18 protein-coding genes are annotated in these 23,165 nt (G+C 63.4%); 9 read left to right on the top strand and 9 right to left on the bottom strand.

The window, feature by feature from the left end; all coding sequences use genetic code 11:
- Positions 1-98: 98 nt before the first annotated feature.
- From rho to PP263_RS14230, 4 genes are all read left to right on the top strand, one after another.
- Positions 99-1,358 (top strand): transcription termination factor Rho, encoded by a 1,260-nt coding sequence (gene rho / locus PP263_RS14245; RefSeq protein WP_183459040.1) that lies wholly within the window; start codon positions 99-101, stop codon positions 1,356-1,358.
- Positions 1,359-1,576: 218 nt separating this feature from the next.
- Positions 1,577-1,855 carry an RNA-binding protein gene (locus PP263_RS14240; RefSeq protein WP_183459038.1) on the top strand — a complete coding sequence of 93 codons (279 nt, stop codon included), beginning with the start codon at positions 1,577-1,579 and terminating at the stop codon, positions 1,853-1,855.
- Positions 1,856-2,092: 237 nt separating this feature from the next.
- The gene (ubiD, locus tag PP263_RS14235) at positions 2,093-3,556 is read left to right on the top strand and encodes a 4-hydroxy-3-polyprenylbenzoate decarboxylase (RefSeq protein WP_308364244.1); all 1,464 of its coding nucleotides are present in this window, start codon (positions 2,093-2,095) and stop codon (positions 3,554-3,556) included.
- 92 nt (positions 3,557-3,648) lie between these two features.
- Positions 3,649-4,134, top strand: coding sequence for a GNAT family N-acetyltransferase (locus PP263_RS14230; RefSeq protein ID WP_308364242.1), 486 nt, complete (start codon positions 3,649-3,651; stop codon positions 4,132-4,134).
- Positions 4,135-4,408: 274 nt separating this feature from the next.
- Here the strand turns inward: PP263_RS14230 and PP263_RS14225 are convergent, their stop codons facing one another.
- The 9 genes from PP263_RS14225 to gshB all read right to left on the bottom strand — a co-directional run bounded on the left by PP263_RS14225 (position 4,409) and on the right by gshB (position 12,875).
- On the bottom strand, positions 4,409-5,419 hold the full coding sequence (locus tag PP263_RS14225; protein ID WP_308364241.1) for an alpha/beta hydrolase: 1,011 nt from the start codon (positions 5,417-5,419) through the stop codon (positions 4,409-4,411).
- Between the two features lie 13 nt (positions 5,420-5,432).
- A complete protein-coding gene (locus PP263_RS14220; RefSeq protein WP_308364240.1) occupies positions 5,433-6,674 on the bottom strand; it encodes a heme biosynthesis HemY N-terminal domain-containing protein in 1,242 nt (413 codons plus the stop codon).
- Positions 6,671-7,990: a uroporphyrinogen-III C-methyltransferase gene (locus tag PP263_RS14215; RefSeq protein ID WP_308364239.1), complete on the bottom strand. Its 1,320-nt coding sequence runs from the start codon at positions 7,988-7,990 to the stop codon at positions 6,671-6,673. The genes PP263_RS14220 and PP263_RS14215 overlap by 4 nt, the downstream gene beginning before the upstream one ends.
- 86 nt (positions 7,991-8,076) lie before the next feature.
- Positions 8,077-8,859 (bottom strand): uroporphyrinogen-III synthase, encoded by a 783-nt coding sequence (locus tag PP263_RS14210; protein ID WP_308364238.1) that lies wholly within the window; start codon positions 8,857-8,859, stop codon positions 8,077-8,079.
- Positions 8,856-9,773, bottom strand: coding sequence for a hydroxymethylbilane synthase (gene hemC / locus PP263_RS14205; protein WP_308364236.1), 918 nt, complete (start codon positions 9,771-9,773; stop codon positions 8,856-8,858). Before hemC ends, PP263_RS14210 begins: the two co-directional genes overlap by 4 nt.
- 69 nt (positions 9,774-9,842) lie before the next feature.
- The gene (gene ruvX / locus PP263_RS14200; protein WP_308364235.1) at positions 9,843-10,283 is read right to left on the bottom strand and encodes a Holliday junction resolvase RuvX; all 441 of its coding nucleotides are present in this window, start codon (positions 10,281-10,283) and stop codon (positions 9,843-9,845) included.
- On the bottom strand, positions 10,283-10,867 hold the full coding sequence (locus PP263_RS14195) for a YqgE/AlgH family protein (RefSeq protein ID WP_308364234.1): 585 nt from the start codon (positions 10,865-10,867) through the stop codon (positions 10,283-10,285). Before PP263_RS14195 ends, ruvX begins: the two co-directional genes overlap by 1 nt.
- A 25-nt stretch (positions 10,868-10,892) precedes the next feature.
- The gene (locus tag PP263_RS14190; RefSeq protein ID WP_308364233.1) at positions 10,893-11,801 is read right to left on the bottom strand and encodes a TonB family protein; all 909 of its coding nucleotides are present in this window, start codon (positions 11,799-11,801) and stop codon (positions 10,893-10,895) included.
- 117 nt (positions 11,802-11,918) lie between these two features.
- Positions 11,919-12,875, bottom strand: coding sequence for a glutathione synthase (gene gshB / locus PP263_RS14185; protein ID WP_308364232.1), 957 nt, complete (start codon positions 12,873-12,875; stop codon positions 11,919-11,921).
- Positions 12,876-13,147: 272 nt separating this feature from the next.
- On the opposite strand from gshB, the gene pilG reads away from it, so the two are divergent.
- The 5 genes from pilG to PP263_RS14160 all read left to right on the top strand — a co-directional run bounded on the left by pilG (position 13,148) and on the right by PP263_RS14160 (position 23,155).
- A complete protein-coding gene (gene pilG, locus PP263_RS14180) occupies positions 13,148-13,543 on the top strand; it encodes a twitching motility response regulator PilG (RefSeq protein ID WP_067084389.1) in 396 nt (131 codons plus the stop codon).
- Positions 13,544-13,801: 258 nt separating this feature from the next.
- On the top strand, positions 13,802-14,164 hold the full coding sequence (gene pilH / locus PP263_RS14175) for a twitching motility response regulator PilH (protein WP_183459011.1): 363 nt from the start codon (positions 13,802-13,804) through the stop codon (positions 14,162-14,164).
- Positions 14,165-14,180: 16 nt separating this feature from the next.
- The gene (locus PP263_RS14170; protein WP_308364230.1) at positions 14,181-14,723 is read left to right on the top strand and encodes a chemotaxis protein CheW; all 543 of its coding nucleotides are present in this window, start codon (positions 14,181-14,183) and stop codon (positions 14,721-14,723) included.
- Positions 14,724-14,856: 133 nt separating this feature from the next.
- Positions 14,857-16,998, top strand: coding sequence for a methyl-accepting chemotaxis protein (locus tag PP263_RS14165; protein ID WP_308364229.1), 2,142 nt, complete (start codon positions 14,857-14,859; stop codon positions 16,996-16,998).
- 88 nt (positions 16,999-17,086) lie between these two features.
- Positions 17,087-23,155, top strand: a complete 6,069-nt coding sequence (locus PP263_RS14160; protein WP_308364227.1) for an Hpt domain-containing protein — start codon at positions 17,087-17,089, stop codon at positions 23,153-23,155.
- Positions 23,156-23,165: the final 10 nt, after the last annotated feature.

Genomic DNA, 23,165 nt, shown 5'->3' with positions numbered 1-23,165 from the left:
GTGGCGTGGGCAACAGCGGAATCAATTAAACCCCCTCCCCATGAATATCCGGCGCGTCCGCGCCAACTGACAACAGAAACCTTAATAAAGCAATTGGTATGAATCTTTCCGAATTAAAAACCAAACCCATTGAAGAATTGATTGAAATCGCCAAAGGCATGGGCCTCGAAAACCTGGCCCGGTCGCGCAAACAGGATATTATCTTCAATATCCTCAAGCGCCACGCCAAGAGCGGAGAAGACATATACGGCGACGGCGTATTGGAAATCCTTCAGGACGGTTTTGGTTTTTTACGCTCCGCCGATTCCTCCTATCTGGCGGGCCCGGACGATATCTATGTGTCCCCCAGCCAGATACGCCGGTTTAACCTGCGCACCGGCGATTCCATATCCGGCAAGATCCGCCCGCCAAAAGAGGGCGAGCGCTATTTCGCACTGCTCAAGGTCAGCGAGATCAATTTCGACAAGCCGGAAAATGCCCGCAACAAGATCCTGTTCGAAAACCTCACCCCCCTGTTTCCCAACGACCGACTGACCCTGGAATGCGGCAACGGCTCCTCCGAGGACCTGATCGGCCGCATCATTGACCTGGTGGCGCCCATCGGCAAGGGTCAGCGGGGGTTGATCGTGGCGCCGCCGAAGGCGGGCAAGACCATCATGTTGCAGAACATCGCCCAGGCGATCACCCGCAACAGCCCGGAGTGCCACCTGATCGTGCTGCTGATCGACGAGCGCCCGGAGGAAGTAACCGAAATGCAGCGCTCCGTGCGCGGCGAAGTGGTGGCCTCCACCTTCGACGAGCCGCCGGCGCGCCACGTACAAGTGGCGGAAATGGTCATCGAAAAGGCCAAGCGCCTGGTGGAGCACAAGAAGGACGTGGTGATCCTGCTGGACTCCATCACCCGCCTGGCGCGCGCCTACAACACGACGGTGCCCTCCTCCGGCAAGGTGCTCACCGGCGGTGTGGACGCCCATGCCCTGGAGCGCCCCAAGCGCTTCTTCGGTGCCGCGCGCAACATCGAGGAGGGTGGCAGTCTGTCCATTATCGCCACCGCGCTGGTCGACACCGGGTCTAAAATGGATGAGGTGATCTTCGAAGAGTTCAAGGGCACCGGCAATATGGAACTGCAGCTGGATCGCAAAATCGCTGAGAAGCGTGTCTACCCGGCGATCAATGTACGCCGTTCCGGCACCCGCCGCGAGGAACTGCTGATGCCCGAGGGCGAGCTGCAGCGGGTTTGGATCCTGCGCAAGCTGCTGCACGATATGGAAGATGTGGCATCCACCGAGTTTCTGGTGGACAGGCTGAAGGACTTCAAGACCAACGACGAATTCTTCCTGTCCATGAAGCGAAAGTAACGGGGCTATTTGCGCCGAATTGTATTGAAAAGGTAAGCCGTTAAGCATATAAAGGCCCACATTGCGGCGCTGGATATGCACAACGCCCGACCGAATTGGCCTCAGGCGGCCCGCAAGCCGCCTGAATCAACAAAGGCCAATCTCAGATGGATGATCTGGTGGAGCTGGTTATTCATTTGTGACTGCACGACAGCCCACATACCTAGTGAGAACTTTTTGTGAATATCTATATTGGAAATCTGGCCTACGGCGTTACCTCTGATGACCTGAACGAAGCTTTCGGTGCATTCGGGGAAATCTCTCGGGCTACTGTTATTACCGACCGTGAGACTGGCCGTTCTAAAGGTTTCGGTTTCGTAGAAATGCCGAACGACGACGAAGCGCGCAAAGCGATCGAAGAGATGAACGACAAGCCGCTGTCCGGCCGTAACATCCGCGTCAATGAAGCCAAGCCTCGGGAAGATCGTTCAGACCGTCCGCGTCGTCCCCGCTTCTAAGCCATCCGGCTTAGCTGACCCCGGCTAAAACAGTTTCAACGACCCGTAGCGCCAGCTGCGGGTCGCTTTTGAGGTCCCGCCGTTGCACCCCAGCACTGCCAGGGTGTGGTTGGTGTGGGCCGCTCCCCCCTTTGCGTTTGCTGAACGCTGGCCAAGTGCTTCCTGCGCTTTGGTATCCCATTTTGTCTCTCCTGCTTTACACTGCGCACTGACATTCCCCCTGCTGCCAGGAAATGTATGAAATACAAAGACTTGCGCGATTTTATCCGAATGCTGGAAAAGCGCGGATTACTCAAGCGTATCCGACACCCGGTGGACCCCAAACTGGAAATCACCGAAATTGCCGACCGGGTGCTGCGCGCCGGCGGTCCCGCACTGCTGTTTGAAAACCCCATCGGCTTTGACACCCCGGTACTCGCCAACCTGTTCGGCACTCCCGAGCGGGTAGCCCTGGGCATGGGGCGCGAAAGCGTCGGCGAGCTGCGCGAAGTGGGCGAACTGCTGGCCTTTCTCAAGGAGCCGGCACCGCCGGAGAGCCTGCGCGATGCCTGGGAAAAACTGCCGGTCTTCCGGCAGGTGTTGAACATGGGTCCGAAAGTGGTGGGCAAAGCCGCCTGCCAGCAGATGGAGCAGAGCGGCGACCAGGTGGATCTCACCAAACTGCCCATCCAGACCTGCTGGCCCGGTGATGTGGCGCCACTGATCACCTGGCCGTTGGTGATCACCCGCGGCCCGGAGAAGAAGCGCCAGAACCTGGGCATCTACCGTATGCAGCTTCTGGGCAGGAATCGCCTGATCATGCGCTGGCTCTCCCACCGCGGCGGCGCTCTGGATTTCCGCGACTGGTGCAGCCGCCACCCCGGCGAACCCTTTCCGGTGGCGGTGGCTTTGGGCGCGGACCCCGCCACCATTCTCGGCGCCGTTACCCCGGTGCCCGATACCCTGTCCGAGTACGCCTTTGCTGGCCTGTTGCGAGGGGACAAGACCGAAGTAACCGGGGCCACCCTCAGCGACCTGCAGGTGCCGGCGAGCGCCGAGTATGTACTGGAGGGTTTTATCCATCAGGGCGACACCGCCGACGAAGGGCCCTATGGTGACCACACCGGCTACTACAACGAAGTGGACCGCTTCCCGGTATTCACCGTGGAAAAAATCACCCACCGCAAAGACCCCATTTATCACAGCACCTACACCGGCCGCCCGCCGGACGAACCGGCGGTGCTGGGCGAGGCGCTGAACGAAGTGTTCGTGCCCATACTGCAAAAACAGTTTCCGGAAATTACCGACTTCTATCTGCCGCCGGAGGGTTGCTCCTACCGCCTCGCGGTGGTCACCATGAAAAAGCAGTACCCGGGCCACGCCAAGCGGGTGATGATGGGGGTCTGGTCCTTCCTGCGCCAGTTTATGTATACCAAGTTCGTGATCGTCACCGACGACGACGTCAACGCCCGCGATTGGAAAGATGTGATCTGGGCCATGACCACACGCATGGACCCGGCGCGGGATACGGTGATGGTGGAGAACACGCCGATCGACTACCTGGACTTTGCCTCCCCGGTATCCGGCCTGGGTTCCAAGATCGGCTTCGATGCCACCAATAAATGGCCGGGGGAAACCACCCGGGAGTGGGGTGAGCCCATCACCAGGGACCCCGAAGTGGTGAAAAAGATAGATGAAATTTGGTCCCAGTTGGATTTGTAGGGAGCCGAGGAATATTGTTCCTCCGGAACCCGAACTTCCTATCTGTCTTGGGCTCTGGTGAGAAAATACAGGTGCAAAGCGGAGAGCCATCGATGTCGGAACTTGTAATAAGAGCGGCCACTGCGGACGACGTGCCGCTGATTCTCAGGTTTATCAGGGAATTGGCCATCTACGAGAAAGCGGAGCAGGAGGTAGTGGCAACGGAGCGGTTGATCGAAGGATCCTTGTTCAGTGCCTCCTCCACCGCCCACGCGCTGATCTGTGAGAATGGCGGGCAGCCGGTGGGCTTTGCGGTCTATTTCTTCAATTATTCCACCTGGCTGGGCCGCAATGGCCTCTACCTGGAAGATCTCTACGTCACCCCCGAGGCGAGGGGTTGTGGCGCCGGCAAGGCGCTGCTCAAGCACCTGGCGAGAATCGCCGTCGACAGGGGCTGCGGCAGGTTCGAGTGGAGCGTGCTCGACTGGAATGAGCCGGCGATCAAATTTTACGAATCACTGGGCGCCAGGCCGCAGAGTGAATGGGTTGGGTATCGACTGACGGGGCGGGCACTGCTCGACCTGGCCGAATCCGAATAACCGCAGATACTACCGGGTCGGAAGGAATGGATACCCCTCTCCCGGGACACGGGCTGGGCGCCCCCCTTAAATACATCCCTGTACGCTCGTAATCGGCATCCCTGCCTCATACGGTCCCGGGAGAGGAGGATCCTTCTCTTCCGCCTTAAATTAGTAACAGAAACCAAGAGTAATCGAGCACTGTTTCGAACCCGAGCCGCTGTAGCCAAGCTGGCGGTCTGAGTAACCAGTGAAATAAAGTGGTGCAGCTGTCTTCGGCCGCACCGGAGCGCGTTTACTCTCGCAGGAAATTCCGCAAGCTTTCGATATAGGGGTCGAAGGCTTCGAACTGCGGTATGTGCCCGACGTTGTCCAGTTCCACCAGGGTGGTGTTTGGAATCGCCTCCGCGGTCTTTTTCCCCAACTGGTCGTAGCGGCCCAGGGTTTTCTGTACGGAAGCCGGTGCGCGGTCCCTGCCGATTGCGGTGCGGTCGCGGGTGCCGATTATCAGCAGGGTGGGGACGCGGATATCCGGAAATTCGTAGAGCACCGGCTGGGTAAAGACCATGTCCGACGTCAGTGCATCCACGACGGCGATTTTGTCCGAATCCGGGCCCGCGGCCCAGCCGGCCTGGATTGCCAGTAGCGGCTCGTAGGCCTCCCGCCACTGGTCGTCGAAATAGGCCCGGGTCATATAGCGTTTTATTTTTTCCGGCGTCTGCGCGCGTTCCGCGGCTATGGCCCGGTCCAGGGGCTGATAGGGCACGGAGCGCTTCCAGTCCTCCAGGCCGATGGGGTTGATCAGCACCAGCCTGTCCACCCGCTCCGGGTACATCAGCGCGAAGCGGCTGGCGAGCATGCCGCCCATGGAGTGGCCGGCCACGGCAACCCTATCCAGCTTCAGGTGATCCAGCAGGGCTCCGGTGTGATCGGCAAGGGCCTGGAAGCTGTACTGGAAGCGCGTCGGTTTGCTCGATTTGCCAAAGCCGATCTGGTCCGGTGCGATTACACGGTATCCGGCCTCGCTCAGGGCTTTGATGGTGTCGCGCCAATAGGCACCGGAGAAATTCTTGCCGTGCAGCAGCAGTACTGTGCCCCTGGCTTTCTGCTTCCGAGCGGGAGGAACATCCATATAGGCCATAGCCAGGGGCTGCTGTTGGCTTGCCAGCGGGAACTGTTTTACTGGATAAGGGTATTGGTAATCGCTCAGCATCGCATCCCTGGGGGTGACCTCGACTTCCGCCAGTGCGGGCAGGGCGGCGGATAGCAACACCAGTGCAATACATGGGATTTTCGGTAATCGCATAGTTGAAGTCCGGTCAGCTATGGGCTCTCAGCAGCGGGCTCTCATGCCCGGGCAGTGGCAGCAGCGGCAGGTCCGCCACGGCTTGTATCAACCCCTCCTTGTACAGCTTTCCCGCCTTCTCTTTTTCCCCCAGTGCGTACAACAGCCTCGCCAGCTCAGCGGAGGTGGCGGGGTCGGAGCGCAGCAGCAGGCTTTTTTCGAAGTACTGCCGCGCCTTGCCCCAGAGTTCATTGCGCAGGCACAGGCGACCCAGGCAGGTGAGCAGATCGGCGTTCTCGCCGTACTCCTTCAGCCAGCCGTCGGCGACTACCAACTGGGCGTTGGCGTCGGCGCCGGTGAGGCAGCCGTAGAGCCGGGCCATGTCTCCGCGCCACTCGCGGTTGAGCACCCAGTGCAACTGCTTTTCCGCTTCTTCGTCCTGGCCGATCTGATGCAGCAGCTCCCCGTAGAGGCAGCGCAGGTCCATATTGCGCTGCCAGCGGCTGCTGAGGCTGTTCCAGGTTTCGCGCAGCTTGTCCCGGTCGCGGCGGCTGGCGGCTTCGCCCAACTGGTGCTGATAGACCTCCAGTTCCAGCTGCTGCAATTCCTCCTCGGGCATATTGGCGTGCTTTTCCAGTTCCGGGAGCAGTTCGCGCAGGCCTTTCCAGTCCCCCAGGCGGTAGTAGGCCTGCCTGAGGAGCTGCAGCAGGGCGGGGTGTTTGGGTTCCACCTGCTTGGCGCGCTCCAGGCTGGCGATGCACTGTTCATAGTGCTTGTCCAGCAGTTGCATACGCGCCTGGCTCAGGGCCACCGCCAACTGGGTGTCGTCGCCGCTGGCCTCGGCCTTGGCGAGCAGCTCGTTGGCCTCGTCGCGGTAGCCCAGCTCGAAGGCGCTGCGGGCGGCGGCAAGGTAGTTGATCAGAGGGGCTTCGGAGCGGGGGGCGGATTTGAGCAACTGGCGGCGGGCGCGGGCCCAGTTGCCCTCCATAAACTCCACCAGCCCGTTGGTGAGGCGCCGCCGCGCCACCCGGGAGCGCCCGAAGCGGATGCGGCTGACACCGCCGCCGATGCCGCGCAGCAGGCTGCGCACCAGCCAGACCACCAGGAACAGCGCGAGCGCTCCGAATACGATTGCGCCCACCGCCACCCAGAGGTTCATCTCGATATGTTTGCCGCCCACGGCGAGCACCATGTAGCCGGGGTAGCTGCGCATCATCTCGGCGAGAAAGGCGCCGAACAGCAGCAGCGTCAGCGCGGAAAACAGAAAGCGTTTCACAGTATCTCGTCTCCTGCCGTGTTCGGGGTCTCTGTTTCCGGGGAGCCAGTCTCTTCGCTGTCGCTGTTGCCGCCGGCCGGGGTTGCCGGTGGCCGCTGTGGAGCGGCCTTGTGCAGCCGCTCGATATAGTTGTGCAGCGCGCTTTGCGAGGCGCTCAGGCTGGGCAGTTCGACGGTCACCGGTTGCTGCGCCAGTTCCTGCAGTTCCCGCGCCAGCACCTGGCGCCGGTGGTTGTCGGTACCGTATTCGAGCAGCAGCTGGCGCGCGCGCGCCAGGGAGTCCTTGTACACGGTGTCGTCTTCGCGCAGCAGGGCCAGCTCCGCCTGTTCCATGTTCAGGCGCAGATTCTGGCGGAAGCGCGCCTCGCTCTGCGGCGACAGCAGCACCGGATCGATATCGGCGTCGCGGATGCGGTAGGAGTTGCGCATGAACTGGGTGAAGTTCTGCCAACTGCGCTCCCAGACCGGGAGTTTTTCCCCGCCGGCGGGTGATGGTGTCTCCTCTTCGGCGGCGTCCTGTTTGGCCAGGTCGAATTCAGGCCGGATGTCCACTTGCATCAGTTGTTCTTCCAGCGCGCGCAGGCGCAGGTAGAGCCCTTCGCGGTCGATGTTTTCCACCAGCTTGAGGGCGGTTAGGTCGCTGGCCAACTGCTGGCGCACGCCGTAGAGGTCGGGAAGGTTGACGTCGCGCAGTATCTCATCCGCCTCTTCCACCAGGCCGAGGGCGGCGCGGCTGTCGCGCTCCATCAGCAGGCGCTGATTAGCCAGGCGCAGCAGGTAATCCGCTTCCGCCAGTTGCCAGTCCTGGCGGCCGATATTGCCCAGTTCCCCCAGCCGATTGCCCTGGGCGGTGACACTGCGCTGCAGTTCCGCCAGCTGTTGTTGCAGTTGGCGGATGGTATTGCCCTGTTGACGCAACTGGTTGCGCAGGGCGGCGGAGTCCTGCGGCGGTGCTGTGGTGGCGGGCGGGGTGTCTTGCGGTTGCGGCGGTTCCCGGGGCGCCAGCGGCTCGGCGGCGGGGGGCTCCTCGCGGTCGACGCCGGCGGTTTGCCGGTCCCGCCCGGGGAGGAAATCCAGATATTGCGCCAGCCGCTCTTGCACCTGCGGCCAGTTGAGCCAGCCCCAGGTACCGGCCGCCCCGAGCAGGGCGAGGAGCAGCAGCCACAGCCAGGCTCTGCCGCCCCCGCGCTTTCGGGCCGCTTTGGCGGTGCCCTTGCCCTGTTGGGCTTTGGCAAAGTTGCTTTTCGGCTGCGGTTTTCCGGCGGCCTCCGGCGGATTTTGCGACTTGTCGGCGTTTGTGGATTTCTCGTCAGTCATGGCTGGGCGGGCAAGTGGAAAATGTCGTCAAATTATAGCGACTGGCGACACGCTTTATACGAAGTGCGGCGCCCTTTTGAAACTTTTTACCGCAGCCTGTCGGCGAGGCCGGTACGCAGGGCTTCGAGCATGGCGCTGTCGCCGGCATTCCGCGCCCCGTGGATCCGGGAAAAGCCCAGCCCCCGGGCCTGCTCGGCCACCCGCCGGCTGGGGCAGACCAGCAGCGCGTTGCGCAGGGATTCGCGACCGGACTGTCCGATGCACTGCGCCAGGTTGGCGAGGGTCTCGCCGCTGTGCACGCTGATGGCATCCGGCTGCTGTGCGTAGGCGGCGAGCTGCTGCGGAGCGTCTGGGGGCAGGAGGCGGCGGTAGAGTTCGCAGTAGTCGACGCGGGCGCCGCGGTCGCGCAGCGTTTCTCCGATCAGTGTGCGCCCGCCGTAGCCGCGGAATATCAGCGCGCGCTGGCCGGCGATGTCGCGCAGGGCGGGCAGTGCCAGCAGCGCCTCGGAATCCATGGTGTCGTCGTCCGCCTCCACCGCGACGCCGCGTTCGCGCAGCGCGCGCGCGGTGGCTGCGCCGATGGCGTAATAGCGCGGCCCCTTCGGCAGTTGTGGCCAGTAGCCCTCGATCCAGTCGAAGCCTATCCGGACCGCGTTTTGTGACACGAAGATCGCGTGATCCGCGAGGTCGAAATCCAGGATTTGGTTCTTGATCGCCTGTTGTTCCGGGCCACTGTCGATCGCCTCAATGGCCAGCATGGGAATGTTGTCCACTGTGGCACCGGCGGCTTCCAGCTGCGCGCGCCAGCCCCGGGACTGATGCGCGGGGCGGGTGGTCAGTATGCGCCGGCCGCGCAGTTCCCCGCTCACAGGGCCGCGAGAATCCTGTCGGCACCGGAGGCGAGCAGTTCCTCTGCCAGCGCGGTGCCCATGGCCTCGCCGTCCTCCTCCGGGCCGCGGGTCTCGGCGCGCACCAGTGTCTCGCCGTCGGGGCTGCCCACCAGGCCGCGCAGGTGCAGTTCGCCGCTGTCGAGTTCGGCATAACTGCCGATGGGGATCTGGCAGCTGCCGTCCAGGCGTTTGACCAGGGCGCGCTCCGCTGCCAGGCGCGCGGCGGTGGCGCGGTGGTGCAGCGGCTGCAGCAGGGCCTCCAATTCCGGGTCGCGGCGGCACTCGATGCCCACCGCGCCCTGGCCGCCGGCGGGCAGGGAGATTTCCGGGGGCAGGGTGGTGCGGATGCGCTCGTGCATTTCCAGGCGCAACAGGCCAGCGGCGGCGAGGATGATCGCGTCGAACTCGCCGCCGTCCATCTTCGCCAGCCGGGTGTTGACGTTGCCGCGCAGGAAGTGCACCTGCAGGTCCGGGCGCCGCGCCAGCAGCTGGCACTGGCGGCGCAGGCTGGAGGTGCCCACTACCGCACCCTGCGGCAGCTCGTCCAGGCTGGCGTAGTGATTGCTCACAAATGCGTCGCGGGGATCTTCGCGCTCGCAGATCACCGGCAGGTGCAGGCCGTCGGGAAATTCCATCGGCACGTCCTTCATGGAGTGCACGGCGATATCCGCGTGTCCGTCGAGCATGGCTTTCTCCAGCTCTTTCACGAACAGGCCCTTGCCGCCGACCTTGGCCAGGGGAATATCCAGCATCTGATCGCCGCGGCTGGTGAGCGGCAGCAGTTCGATTTGCAGTGACGGGTGCTGTTGCTGCAGCCGGTCCTTGACGAAATTGGCCTGCCAGAGGGCCAGGGCACTCTCGCGGGTGGCGATGCGGATGCGGGTGATGGGCATAGGGCGTCGGTCGATTTGGAAGTGGCTGGGAATTTTAACAGATGGTGATGGATGACCGGGGACTGTCTGTCATCTGTTCTCTGACTTCTGTCCTCTGGAGCGCAGCCAGTCCTCCAGAAAAATACGCGCGGCGATGGAATCCACAGGATCTTTGGCGTAGTTCCCGCGGTGGCCCCGCTCGCGCGCCTCTTCCTTGGCGGCCCGGGTGCTGAGGCGTTCGTCGACATACTCCACCGGCAGGCCGCTGCGCCCGTGGAGCCGCTGGCCGAATTTGCGCGCGCGCGCGGAGAGTTCACTCTCGCTGCCGTCCATATTCAGCGGCAGGCCCACCAGCAGGGTTTGCGGCTGCCATTCGGCGATCAGGCGCAGGACTTTGTCCCAGTCCGGCGCGCCGTCTTTCGCTGGGAGCGGCGGTAGTTCGCGGGCGCCGCCGGTCAGGCTCTGGCCGAAGGCGATGCCGATGGAGCGGGTGCCGAAGTCGAAGGCGAGGGCGGTGGTGGCGTCGCTCATCAGGCGTGGCCGGACTGGGAGCCGATGCCGGTCATGTCGATGCCGTGGCGCGCGGCGGCGGTGTGCCAGCGCTTTTGCCACGGGGTGGCGAAGAGAACTTCCGGCTCCGCCGGCAGGGTCAGCCAGGCGTTTTCCGTCAGCTCCTCCTCGAGTTGGCCCGGGCCCCAGCCGGCGTAGCCCAGGGCCACCAGCACGTCGTCGGGGCCGCGGCCGGCGGCGAGGGATTCGAGGATGTCTTTGGAGGCGGTGAGACTGATGTCCTCGGAGACTTCCAGGGTGGAATCGAACCGCGCGCCGGCGCCGTGCAGGACGAAGCCCTGCTCCGGTGCCACCGGGCCGCCCAGCATCACTATCTCTTCGCCGCGCAGGCTGGCGTCGTCCAGGGAGAGCTGTTCGAACACCTCTCTCCAGGACACTTTGCTGGGGGCGTTGATTACGATACCCATGGTGCCTTCGGGGGTGTGCTCGCAGACGAAGGTGATGGTCTGCCGGAAACGCGGGTCCTGCATCCCCGGCATGGCCAGCAGGAACTGGCCGCGCAGGCTGGAGTGGGTGAGGTCGCTATCGATGCTGGTGGTATGCATATTGTCAGTCTAGGTTCAAGCCAGCCTAACCGCGTCCGGGAGCTTCGCCGGCGTCGGTGGAGAAGCCGGTCATTTCGAAGTGCCAGGTGCGGATGATCTCCAGGCGGTCCGCTTCCCTGCGGATTTCCGCCGGAAAGGGTTCGAAGGGCGCCGCCAGGCGCACTATCTGCTGGGCGGCATCGTCGAGTATACGTTCGCCGGAGGACTCCAGTATCACCACTTCCTCCACCGCGCCGGTGGGCAGCAGGCGCACCATCATGCGCAGGCTGCCGGTAATCTGCCGCTGCAGGGCCTCCTCGGGGAAATTGTCGTTGCCCACCGCCTCCACCTTCTGCCGCCAGCTGTGCAGGTAGGCGGCATCGGCGGAGGCCTTGGTGGCCACAGAGGTGAGGCGGCGCACGCGCGGGCGCTGGGCGATGGTCTGGCGGATCTTGTCCAGCCGTGCCTGCAGGCTTGCGATCTCGGGGTTGGAATGCGGCAGGTCGCTGGGGGCATCGCCGCGCTTTTCCTCGGAGGGTTTGTCTTCTGCGGGCAGCTCCGGTGCCTGCTGGGAGCTCTCGCCGATGGTGGTTACCAACTGCCGGCGCTGTTCCGCGGGGCGGGCGGCCTGCTGCTGCGGCAGGGGATTGACCTCGCGCACGACGGTGTCGGCGATTTCCGCGCGGCGGTTGCTGGAGAGTTCCCTGGGGGTGTCGGCAGTGCCGCTGGCCTGCTGGTTGTGCTGGGCCAGATAGTCGGCATCCTCGGGGGCCGCGGCAGTGTGGTGTTGCGCCAGGGTAACTTCCAGGGTGGGCGGTGCCTGCCGACCTTCGGGCGCGGCAAAAGCCACGCCGAAAATCACCAGCGCGTGGAAAGCGCAGGCGAGAAACAGGGCGAACGCGAAGCGGTCCTGTTGGGCGGCCTGTTGTCGAGTGGTGCCGGCGGTCGAATTCATTTTTTCGTTATTGGTTATTCAAGTGTCGGCATTCGGCGCGGAGCCTGGAGAGTTCAAGACGCCTGAAACCCGAGACTTGATTGTTTACTGCTCAATTCCCAATAAGGGTTCGCCAGTTTACCTTTTTTGTTGCAGCCGGTCTGTGATGGCGCTCATCAGCAGGCCGCCGATATCGGTGCCGTAAGCGGCGTCGATTTCGCGCACACAAGTAGGGCTGGTGACATTGATTTCGGTGAGGTAGTCGCCGATCACGTCCAGACCCACGAACAACAGCCCCTTTTCTTTCAAAGCCGGTGCCACCCGCTCGGCGATCTGGCGGTCGCGCTCCGACAGCGGGCGGGCCTCGCCGCGGCCACCGGCCGCCAGGTTGCCCCGGGTCTCGCCGGCTTCGGGGATGCGCGCCAGGCAGTAGGGCACCGGTTCGCCGTCCACCATCAGAATGCGCTTGTCGCCGTTCTTGATCTCCGGGATATAGCGCTGCCCCATGATCTGCTTCCGGCCGCGGTCGGTGAGCATTTCCAGTATCGCCCCCAGATTGGCGCCATCGGATTTGCAGTGGAAGACGCCGGTGCCGCCCATCCCATCCAGGGGTTTAAAGATCACGTCTTCATGGCTGGCGTGGAAGGCGCGCAACCGCTGCATGTTGCGGCTGACGATCAGCGGCGGGCAGCAGTCGGGGAACTCCGTGGCGAAAATTTTCTCGTTGCAATCGCGCAGTGCCTGCGGGCTGTTTACCACCAGTGCGCCTTCGCGCTCCGCGGCCTCCAGTATATAGGTGGAATAGATATATTCGTTGTCGAAGGGCGGATCCACCCGCATCAGCAGTACGTCCAGCTCTCCCAGCGGCATCTCCGCCGCTTCTCTCAGGGCGAACCAGCGCTCGGCATCGTCGAACACCTGCAGCGGGCACCCCCAGCCCATGGCCCGCCCGCCGTCCAGGTAGAGACCGTCCTGCTCAAAATAAAACAGGTCGAAACCACTGCGCTGTGCGGCCTGTAACAGCGCCAGGGTGGTGTCTTTCTTAAAATGAATCTTGGCGATGGGGTCCATCACCACGCCGAGGGAGTAACTCATATTCGTGTCCGTGCCAGCCAGAAGGGTGGATTAAAGTAAAAGCTGTCCGCCGCTGGCGCAACTATTTACGCAGATCGTCCCGGTGGCGATTATTTGTACTGCTGTACCCTTCGCATCCTGGCTCCGGTAGATTCACTTTGGGTTCTGTGATAAAAGTTCCCCCTGATGTGCGACCTCGGCCTGCCGAGGCGTCCAGACCCCGCAAGCGGTTGAAGAAAAGGCGCGCTTAAAGCCGTGTCCGAAAATAAGTAAACAGGGGATTCAACAACACTATGGAGCTCAACTGGGAAAGCCTGACGGTGATGGTGATCGACGACAGTAAGACGATTCGCCGCACCGCCGAGACGCTGCTGCAAAAAGCGGGGTGTACGGTGGTTACCGCGACGGACGGTTTTGATGCCTTGGCAAAAATCGCCGATTCGCGGCCGGATATTATCTTTGTCGATATCATGATGCCGCGCCTGGATGGCTATCAAACCTGCGCGCTGATCAAAAACAACAGCGAATTCCGCTCGACGCCGGTGGTGATGTTGTCGAGCAAGGACGGTTTGTTTGACAAGGCCAAGGGTCGGGTGGTCGGTTGTGATCAATATCTGACCAAGCCGTTCAGCAAGAGCGAGCTGTTGGGTGCGATCTCGGCTCACGCCAAGCCGCATCACGCGGCGTGATCGGCGCAGTTCGGGTTTTCGCTGTGACTTTGTTAACACCGGTGGCGTAGAATAGGTGCCGGTGCCGGCTGAACATTTGTCGTGGTGCTAGACAAAGTTCGCCCGGTGCGGAGTGATTTTCGCGGATAACGAAATCTTTTAAGGGTGTGCGGTCGGTGCCAGCTTCGGTGTGGGCCCGGTCCGCCGACAATGACAACAAACCTTTGCAGGCGCCCACTCTTGGGTGTTTCTGCGGACAATAAATGTCGCGGGGAGCAAATGGCAAGAGTATTAATCGTTGACGACTCGCCAACAGAAACTCACAAACTGACTACCATGCTGGAAAAGAACGGCCACGCCGTGATCGCCGCCACCAACGGCGAAAACGGGGTCGATGTCGCGCGCCAGCAAAAGCCCGATGTCATTCTGATGGACATCGTGATGCCCGGCCTCAACGGCTTCCAGGCCACGCGCCAGTTGAGCAAGGACGGCGACACCAGCGGGATTCCGATCATTATCGTCACCACCAAGGACCAGGACACCGATCGCGTCTGGGGCATGCGCCAGGGGGCCCGCGCCTACCTGACCAAGCCGGTGGAAGAGAGCCGGTTGCTCGGTGCCATTGAGGAGGTGTTGGCCTAGGCCAGCTGCAAACTCAGTGCAGTCAAAACAGTCTCCCTATCTCGCCCTGGTCGATATCGCCAACCGTGCCAAGACGCAGGCGGCGGGCCTGCCCGGGCGGCAGGAGATCAAGCCCTACTGGACCGGTATCGGCTTCTCCCTTCTGGGCCATCGCTTCGTCGCCTCTATGGAGGCGGTGGTGGAATTGCTCGAAGTCCCCCAGTACACCTTTATTCCCGGGGCCCAGCCCTGGGTGCGCGGTGTGGCCAATGTGCGCGGCCGCCTGCTGCCGCTGTTTGACTTGGCGGCTTTTTTCGGCGGCGGCCTCAGAGGGCCCAGGCAGCGCCGTCGCGTGCTGGTGGTGGAGCACGGGAAAATTTACGCGGGGCTGATCGTCGACGAGCTGCACGGTATGCAGCACCTGGCACTCGAATACGCCAAGCGCGCCCCGGGTGACCTGATGGAGCCCTTTGCACCGATGGTCAACGGCCAGTTTGCGCTGCAGCAGGAGCGCTGGCTGGTGTTCGACATGCAGGCGCTCATTAACGATTTCCAGTTTATGGATGCCGCGGCCCAGTAAGCCGCGGCTTCCGGTTTTTCTCTTCCGGGGAATCTGCGGCGGCCCCGCCGGTGAGGGTCGTTGCGGAAAGAGCGTTTAACCAAGTAGTGATAAAAAGAATTGGCCTGATCCTCAGGTCCGCCAGGAGTAAACTATGAAAACAGGCTCCCAGAGTTCCTCTTCCGCGCTGCGCAGTAACCCGGCAGCGCTGTTTATGGGTCTGCTGGTACTCGCCACACTGGCGGGGCTGATTGTCAGTATCTACCTGGTGCAGACCCAGGGCGACCGCGATAAAGAGTACCTGCAGCAGGTGGCGGAGCTCCGCGCGCTGTCATACCAGGTGGTGTCGCTCGGTCCGGAGGCCACCGCGGGTGACGAAGAAGCCTTCGACGAGCTGCAAAAAGTGGTCGGGGAAATGTCCGGGATCTGGAACCGGCTGCAGGGCGCCGATGCCGGCACCCGCCGTGCGCTGGAGCAGGAACTGGCGAATTACGCCCAGATCTGGCGTCAGGTGCGCGAACAGGCGGACACCATCCTCGGCAACAAGGACACCATCATCTTCCTCAACGATGTGGCCAGTACCCTGAACGATTCTCTGCCGGAACTGCAGGCGGAGCACAACAACATCGTGGAAATCCTGCTGGCCAACAGCGCCCCGGCGAACCAGATCGAACAAGCGCAGCTGCAGGTATGGCGCGCGGAGCGCATCGGGCGGAACATCGACAAGATGCTGCAGGGCGGTGAAGACGCCGAAGCCGCCGCGGACCAGTTCAATACCGACGCCAGCCTGTTCGGTAAAGTGGTGGAAGGCATGAAGGGCGGCGACGTGGTGATGGGTATCTCCCGCGTGACCGACCCGGAGGCGCGCCAGTCGCTGGATGAGATCACCGAGCTGTTCGAATTCGTGAGCTCCTCCGTGCGCGAGATCTTCGAGGCCACCCCGGCACTGTTCGCCACCCGCCAGGCGGCGGACGGCATCCTGACCTCTTCGCCGCGGTTGCTGGAATCCCTGAACGCCCTCAACGACCACATCGTCAACCTGTCCGGCGAGCGCCAGCCCAACAACCAGACCATCATGATCATCACCGGTGTGTTCGTGATGCTGATCTTCGGCATGATGATCATGGCCTTCTCCGGTACCCGCCGCAGCCTGAAGGAGGAGTCCGAGACCAACGAGCGCAACCAGCAGGCAATTATGCAGCTGCTGGACGAACTGGCCGATCTCGCCGACGGTGACCTGACCACCTCGGCCACGGTGACCGAAGCCTTTACCGGTGCAATCGCGGACTCCATCAACTACACCATCGACCAGTTGCGGGTGCTGGTGTCGCGGATCACCGGCGCGGCCCAGGAAGTATCCGGCCTGTCCCAGGAAACCCAGCAGACAGCACTCCACCTGGCCGAGGCCTCCGAGCACCAGGCACAGGAAATTGCCGGGGCGTCCGCGGCAGTTAACGAAATGGCCGTGACTATCGACCAGGTATCCGCCAACGCCGCCGAATCGGCCCAGGTGGCGGAGCGCTCGGTGCAGATCGCGAGTAACGGCGCCAAGGTGGTACAGAACACCATCAAGGGCATGGACACCATTCGCGAGCAGATCCAGGACACGTCCAAGCGGATCAAGCGGCTGGGTGAATCCTCCCAGGAGATCGGCGATATCGTGAGTCTGATTAACGACATTGCCGACCAGACCAACATCCTCGCCTTGAACGCTGCCATCCAGGCGAGCATGGCCGGCGACGCGGGCCGCGGCTTCGCGGTGGTAGCGGACGAGGTACAGCGACTTGCGGAACGCTCAGCCGCGGCGACCAAACAGATCGAAGGCCTGGTAAAAGCGATTCAGTCGGACACCAATGAAGCGGTGGTCTCGATGGAGCAGACCACCACCGAAGTGGTGCGCGGTGCCCGCCTGGCCCAGGACGCCGGTGTTGCCCTGGAAGAGATCGAGGGCGTATCCACCAACCTGGCCGCCCTGATTCAGAACATCTCCAATGCCGCCCGTCAGCAGGCGTCTTCCGCCGGCCATATCTCCAACACGATGAACGTGATTCAGGAGATTACCTCGCAGACCTCCGCCGGTACCCAGGCCACGGCCCAGTCCATTGGTAATCTGGCCAAAACCGCCAACGCCCTGCGTGAATCCGTCGCCGGCTTCAAGCTGCCCAGCGAGGAAGGCGTCGAAGAAAACGGCGAGCTGTACGATGTGGAGCTACCGGAAATGGCCGGAGAGGACTTCTCGCTGCTGGATGGCGAAGAACTCTCTGTCGAGGAGCGTGAGGACCGGGCCCTGGCCTGATTCGGCGGGGAAATTCAAGGTGCATGGATGGTGCCCCTCTACGGGTGCTTTTGCGCCGGCGTACAGATTGCATTACTGAGGACTTGCCGTGAGTCACGACAATCCCAATTTTCTGGCCCTGGACTGGCTGACGGGTGAGATCAACGAGACGCTGGCGCAGGCGCGCCAGCAGTTGGAGTCCTTCGCCTCCGATTCGTCCGACAAGGCGCCGTTGCAGAACTGCCTGGAGCTGATCCACCAGGTGCATGGCAGTCTGCATATGGCCGAGCTCACCGGCGCCGCCATGCTCGCCGAGGAGATGGAGCAGTTGGTGCAGGCACTGGCCGCCGGCGAAGTGGAAAACACCGACGAGACGCGCGAGTTCCTGATGCGCGCGCTGCTCGAACTGCCGCTCTACCTGGACAAGGTGGCCTTCCAGCGCCGTGACAACGCGGTGCTGCTGCTGCCGCTGCTCAACGACCTGCGCGCGGTGCGCCGAGAGCGCCTGATTACCGAAGGCGGGCTCTTCTCTCCCGACCTGTCCTCTCTGGAACGGGTGTCCGGCAAGCGCCAGCCCCTGCTCGCCAACGAAGTCGCTCTCCAGGAACTGGTGGGCAAGCTGCGCAAAATCTACCACGTCGCCGCCGCCGGGCTGATACGCGACGTGAACAGCGGCGAGAGCCTCGCCTACCTGATCAAGGTCGGCGAAAAGATGTCGCTGCTCTACAGCGGCAGCCTGCGCCAGCCCCTGTGGCAGGTACTGCTGGGCCTGTTCGAGGCTATCGGCGAACACCGCCTCACCGTAATGCCGGCATTGCGCCAGTTGCTGCGCCGTGTCGACGTGGAATTCCGCCTGCTGGCCGGCCGCGGCGCGCCGGTGCTGGACGCCCCGCTGGATCACAGCCTGGTGCGCAACCTGCTGTTCTACGTCTACCTGAGCGGGCCCAACGGCGCGCGTTGCAAGTCACTCTACGACACTTTCGCCCTGGACAAGGCCGTCCCGGGCACGCCGCGCCCGGATACCGAGGACGCCCTGGCCATGGGCCCCGAGGCCCTGGGTACCGCGGTGGCCGCCCTGCGGGAGGAGCTGCACTCGGTGCGCGAGGCCCTCGAGCCCGGCACCGCCGGTGCCGAGCACCCGCCGCTCTCCGATACCGCCGCGGTCGCCAAGCGGCTGGCGGACACCCTCGGCGTACTGGGGCTGGAGAGCCAGCGCAACCGCGCGCGGGGTATCTACGAGTACCTGCGCGATGCCTCCCGCGGCGAGAACACCGATGAGCTGCTGATGCAGGCCGCCGGGGAACTGGTGCAATTGGACGCCAGTCTCGCCGCTGCTGTAACCCGGGACAGAAAAATGGACAGCGGCGAGCCGCTGATGGGCGACGCCACTGAGACTGTGCTGCGCGAGGCGCGCATCGGCCTGGAAGCGGTCAAGGAATCGGTGGTGGAATATATCGCCAGCCACTGGGATATCAGTTACCTGAGCCGCGTACCGGAGCGCCTCCAGGAGGTATGTGGCGGCCTGGATATGGTGGGCTATCGCCGCGCCGGTGAGATAGTGAGTGCCTGCAAACGCTATATCAGCCAGCAGTTGATCGATGCTGCCGAGCAGCCGGAGTGGAAGCTGCTCGACACCCTCGCGGATGCCATCACCAGCGTCGAGTATTACCTGGAACGCCGCGCCGATGGCATAGAAGACGCCGATATGCTGCTGGCTCTGGCAGAAGACAGCGTTGCGACCCTGGGTTTTGCGGTTGCCGGCGCGGCCGCACCGGCGGAGAAAAAAGCCGAAGCTGAAAGACCTGCGGAGGAAAGCGCTACAGAGGGAAGCGCTGTTGATGCGGAGCCTGCTGTCGGGGATGCTGAGGCCGCCGTGCTGGATGGTTTCTCGCTCGATTTCACGCCCGAGCCGGAAACTGCTGAAACCCAGAGCGTCGAAACGCAAATCCTCGAAGCACCGCCCGCAGAAATGGAAACCGCCGAAATGCGGTCCGCCGGCGATGAGACGTGGGAAGAGTCCCCCGCTGCCGCCGAGGCACTGCAAGTGCCGGAAGCTCGCGAGGAGGACAACTGGTTTTCCGGTGAGGAGAGTTCGGAGACAACCGTGGCTGCGGAGGCCGCTCCCGCACCGGCCGCGACCGCGATTGATGATGACGACAGTCTGATCGACGACGAGATTGTCGAGATATTCCTTGAAGAGGCGGCCGAGGTGCTGGAGACCATCGGTCTTTATTTCCCCCAGTGGGCCGCCAACTTTTCCGATCAAGATGCGCTGGTGGAATTCCGCCGCGGCTTTCACACCCTGAAGGGCTCCGGGCGCATGGTCGAGGCGCTGGAAATCGGTGAGCTGGCCTGGGCGGTGGAGAATATGCTCAACCGCGTTATCGACGACACGGTCAAGCCCCAGCGCGCCCACGCGGAACTGGTGGATCAGGTGCGGCAAAAACTGCCGTCGATGATCGAGGGTTTCCGCCTGGGCAGTGGCGATCCGGAGCCGGATCGTACCGCGCAACTGGAGGATTGGGCCCAGCAGCTTTCCCGCGGCGAGGTGCCCGCGGAACTGGCGCGGCCGGCGGCGGAGCCGCAACGGGCGCCCGCAGTGGAGCCGGACAGGACCGCGGAGAGCCTGGAGGACAGGGACCAACTGTGGGAAATTTTTGCCCAGGAGGCGGAGACCCACTTGGTGGTTGTGGACGAGTTTCTCGCCGAAATGCGCGAGGCGGCGCCCCTCTACGGCGTTCCATCGGATCCCCTGCACCGCGCTCTGCACACCCTCAAGGGCTCCGCCCATATGGCCGAGGTCAAACCGGTGGCGCAGCTGGTGGCGCCGCTGGAGCGCTTTGCCAAGGAACTGCGCACCTACCGGGTGCCCATCGATGCGGATATTTACGAACTGATCGGAGACGGTGCCGACTATGTGCGCGGTGTCCTCGAACAGATTTACACCGGCGAGCCCCTGGGGCTGGACCGGGCCGAGCAGTTCCTCGCCCGTGTGGCGGAGTTGCAGGAGCGCGCTGTCGGCCACCTGATCCGGGAGCGCGAGGCCAACGAACCCCGCGCGGTAGACCCGCAACTGCTGGCGGTGATCATGGCCGATGGCATGAAGGTGCTGCTGGACGCGGATCAGATGTTGAATCAGTGGCGCAGCCGCCCCGGGGACAAGTCTCTGCTGGAGCCGGTGGCGGAGGAGCTGGATATATTGCAAGAGGCGGCCGGCCGGGCGCAGCTTCCCACCCTGGCGGAGTTGGCGGGGCTGTTGCTGGCTGTGTACCGCAAGGTGATCGGCGGTCAACTGGAAGAGGAGCCGGCCCTGTGGGCCGCGCTGGAGCAGGGTCATAACGAACTGTTGGACCTGGTGGACGCAGTGGCCGCGACCCAGGATTTGCCCGAAGTCAGCGAGGCGGTGGGCGAAGCGCTGCGCTCGCTGGCTCAGGGAGAGAGCGATGTCTCCGCCGACGATGACTACGACCTTGCGGAACTGGGTATCGACAGCGCGGAACTGCCGGTCGTAGAGGAGCTACCCGTAAGCCCGGCTGTCACGGATGCTGATGATGATTTCGGCGAATTGGGCTTTGATGACCTGCTCGCCGCAGAGCGGGTGGCCCAGTCCGCCGGCGAACCGCGGCTGGAGGAAAGCGAAACCATCGCCGAAGCCCCGGAGGCGGATCAGCCACTGCGGGAACAGCCGGCCGCCGGTCCCGGCGCCGAGTTGCAGGCGCTGCTGGCGGACGTGGACCCGGACGTGGTCGAGGTCTTTATGGAAGAAGCCGGCGACCTGGTGGACGAGTTGGAAGAGCTGATCCAGGGCTGGGAGCAGGCGCCGGGAGACAGCGGTCAGGCGGAGGCCCTCAAGCGGGTACTGCACACCTTCAAGGGCGGCGCACGCATGGCCGCGCTGATGGGGCTCGGCGAAGTGGCGCACCGTTTCGAGACGGTTATCGAGGGGATGCGCGGTGACGCCGAGCCCCCGGCGGAATTCTTTGCCGACGCCCACGCCATCTACGACCGTATCGCCGCCGGCGTGGAAACAGTGCGCGCCTGGATGGCCGGGGAGCAGTTGGATGCCTTTGCCCAACTGCTGAGCACCCGCTGGGCGGACGAGCAGCTGGCGGACAGCGCCGAGCCGGCGATCTATGGTTCCGAACCGGAGTCCCAGAACGCGGACGGCGCCGAGGCGGCGCCGGAACCGCCGGTGGACGCCACGCCGCCAGCGGAGGAGGCGGTTCCCGCCCAACTGCCGGAAGTTGCGGCGGAAACTGCCGGCAACGTGCTGCCGTTCATTCGCAAGAAAGGTACCCCCGGCGAGCGCGACGCGACCCCGGGCCGCGGCCAGCCGCAGGAAATGGTGCGGGTGGCGGCGGAACTGCTGGAAGAGCTGGTCAACCTGGCCGGCGAGACATCCATTTCCCGCGGGCGCCTGGAAGAACAGGTGAGCGAATTCGGCCTGGCGCTGGAGGAAATGGACGCGACCCTGTTCCGTCTCAATGAACAGCTGCGCCGGCTGGATATGGAGACCGAGGCGCAGATCCTTTTCCGTCAGGAACAGCTGGCGGAACAGGACGACAATTTCGATCCGCTGGAGATGGACCGCTACTCGTCCATCCAGCAGCTGTCCCGTTCCCTGCTGGAATCCACCTCCGACCTGCTGGAGCTGCGCGCCACCCTGGGCAACAAGGCCCGGGACACCGAGACGCTGCTGCTGCAACAGTCGCGGGTGAACACCGAGTTGCAGGAGGGCCTCATGCGCAGTCGCATGGTGCCCTTCTCGCGCCTGGTGCCGCGCCTGCGCCGTATCGTGCGCCAGGTAAGTGCGGAACTGAACAAGCAGGTGGACCTGGTGTTCTCCAACGTGGAGGGCGAACTGGACCGCTCCATGCTCGAACGCATGGTGGCGCCGCTGGAGCATATGCTGCGCAACGCCGTGGACCACGGTATCGAGACCCCGCAGGAGCGGGCGCGAGCCGGCAAGCCGGAGCGCGGCCGGATCAATGTGGCGCTGGAGCGGGAGGGCAGTGAGGTAGTGCTCACTATCAGCGATGACGGTGCCGGCATCAATCTGATGAAGGTGCGCCAGAAGGCGGTGGAAAGTGGCCTGATGCGCCCGGACGCGGAGCTGTCCAACAACGAGATTCTGCAGTTTATCCTGCAGGCGGGCTTCAGTACCGCCGACAAGGTGACCCAGATTTCCGGTCGCGGCGTGGGTATGGACGTGGTGTCCGCGGAGATCAAGCAGATCGGCGGCACCGTGAGTATCAGTTCGCAGACCGGCCTGGGCACCGAGTTTGTGGTGCGCCTGCCGTTTACCGTATCGGTCAACCGCGCGCTGATGGTGCGCGTGGGCGATGACCTGTTCGCGTTGCCGCTAAACACCATCGAGGGCATAGTGCGCCTCAGTCCCTTCGAGCTGGAGCACTACTACCGCAACAGCGAAGCGCGCTTCGAGTACGCCGGTGAGCCCTATCGAGTGAATTATTTCGGTACCCTTCTGCAATCGCAGGCGCAGCCCAAACTGAGCCTGGAGGATATGCAGTTGCCGGTACTGCTGGTCCGCTCCGAGGGCCACGCCATGGCGCTGCAGGTGGACGCGATCATGGGCAGCCGCGAAATCGTGGTGAAAAGCCTGGGGCCGCAGTTCGCCGGCGTGCAGGGAGTTTCCGGAGCCACGGTCACCGGCGACGGCACCGTGGTGGTAATCCTCGATCCGCACGCGCTGCTGCGCCGGCAGGCCGCCCAGTTGGCGCGTCCAGAGATGGCTCTCCTGTCGTCGGAACCCCAGCCGGAACCGGCTGCGGAGGAGCGCCAGCAGCGGGTGATGGTGGTGGACGACTCGGTTACCGTGCGCAAGGTCACCACGCGTTTCCTGGAGCGCGAGGGCTACCTGGTGAGTACCGCCAAGGACGGGCAGGACGCGGTGATCCAGCTGCAGGATATCCTCCCCGACGTGATCCTGCTGGATATCGAAATGCCGCGTATGGACGGTTTCGAGGTGGCGCGGCATATCCGCTCCAGCAGCCGCCTGCGCGATATTCCCATCGTGATGATCACCTCGCGCACCGGCAAGAAGCACCGTGATCACGCCCTGTCCCTGGGGGTAAATCACTACCTGGGCAAGCCCTACCAGGAGGAGGTGCTACTGGCGGCAATCCGTGAATACACTTCCGAGCCGGCGGTCGGCTAAACCAACGATA

The sequence above is a fragment of the Microbulbifer sp. TB1203 genome, from assembly GCF_030997045.1.
Taxonomy (GTDB): Bacteria; Pseudomonadota; Gammaproteobacteria; order Pseudomonadales; family Cellvibrionaceae; genus Microbulbifer.
The sequence above is the reverse complement of the archived record's forward strand: the minus strand, read 5'-3'. Positions and strand labels throughout refer to the sequence as shown.

Coding starts and splice junctions, on each gene's coding strand:
- rho (WP_183459040.1), top strand. CDS start 99: ATGAATCTTTCCGAATTAAAAACCAAACCCATTGAAGAATTGATTGAA.
- ubiD (WP_308364244.1), top strand. CDS start 2,093: ATGAAATACAAAGACTTGCGCGATTTTATCCGAATGCTGGAAAAGCGC.
- PP263_RS14230 (WP_308364242.1), top strand. CDS start 3,649: ATGTCGGAACTTGTAATAAGAGCGGCCACTGCGGACGACGTGCCGCTG.
- PP263_RS14225 (WP_308364241.1), bottom strand. CDS start 5,419: ATGCGATTACCGAAAATCCCATGTATTGCACTGGTGTTGCTATCCGCC.
- PP263_RS14215 (WP_308364239.1), bottom strand. CDS start 7,990: ATGACTGACGAGAAATCCACAAACGCCGACAAGTCGCAAAATCCGCCG.
- hemC (WP_308364236.1), bottom strand. CDS start 9,773: ATGCCCATCACCCGCATCCGCATCGCCACCCGCGAGAGTGCCCTGGCC.
- ruvX (WP_308364235.1), bottom strand. CDS start 10,283: ATGAGCGACGCCACCACCGCCCTCGCCTTCGACTTCGGCACCCGCTCC.
- PP263_RS14195 (WP_308364234.1), bottom strand. CDS start 10,867: ATGCATACCACCAGCATCGATAGCGACCTCACCCACTCCAGCCTGCGC.
- PP263_RS14190 (WP_308364233.1), bottom strand. CDS start 11,801: ATGAATTCGACCGCCGGCACCACTCGACAACAGGCCGCCCAACAGGAC.
- gshB (WP_308364232.1), bottom strand. CDS start 12,875: ATGAGTTACTCCCTCGGCGTGGTGATGGACCCCATCGCCAAGATTCAT.
- pilG (WP_067084389.1), top strand. CDS start 13,148: ATGGAGCTCAACTGGGAAAGCCTGACGGTGATGGTGATCGACGACAGT.
- pilH (WP_183459011.1), top strand. CDS start 13,802: ATGGCAAGAGTATTAATCGTTGACGACTCGCCAACAGAAACTCACAAA.
- PP263_RS14165 (WP_308364229.1), top strand. CDS start 14,857: ATGAAAACAGGCTCCCAGAGTTCCTCTTCCGCGCTGCGCAGTAACCCG.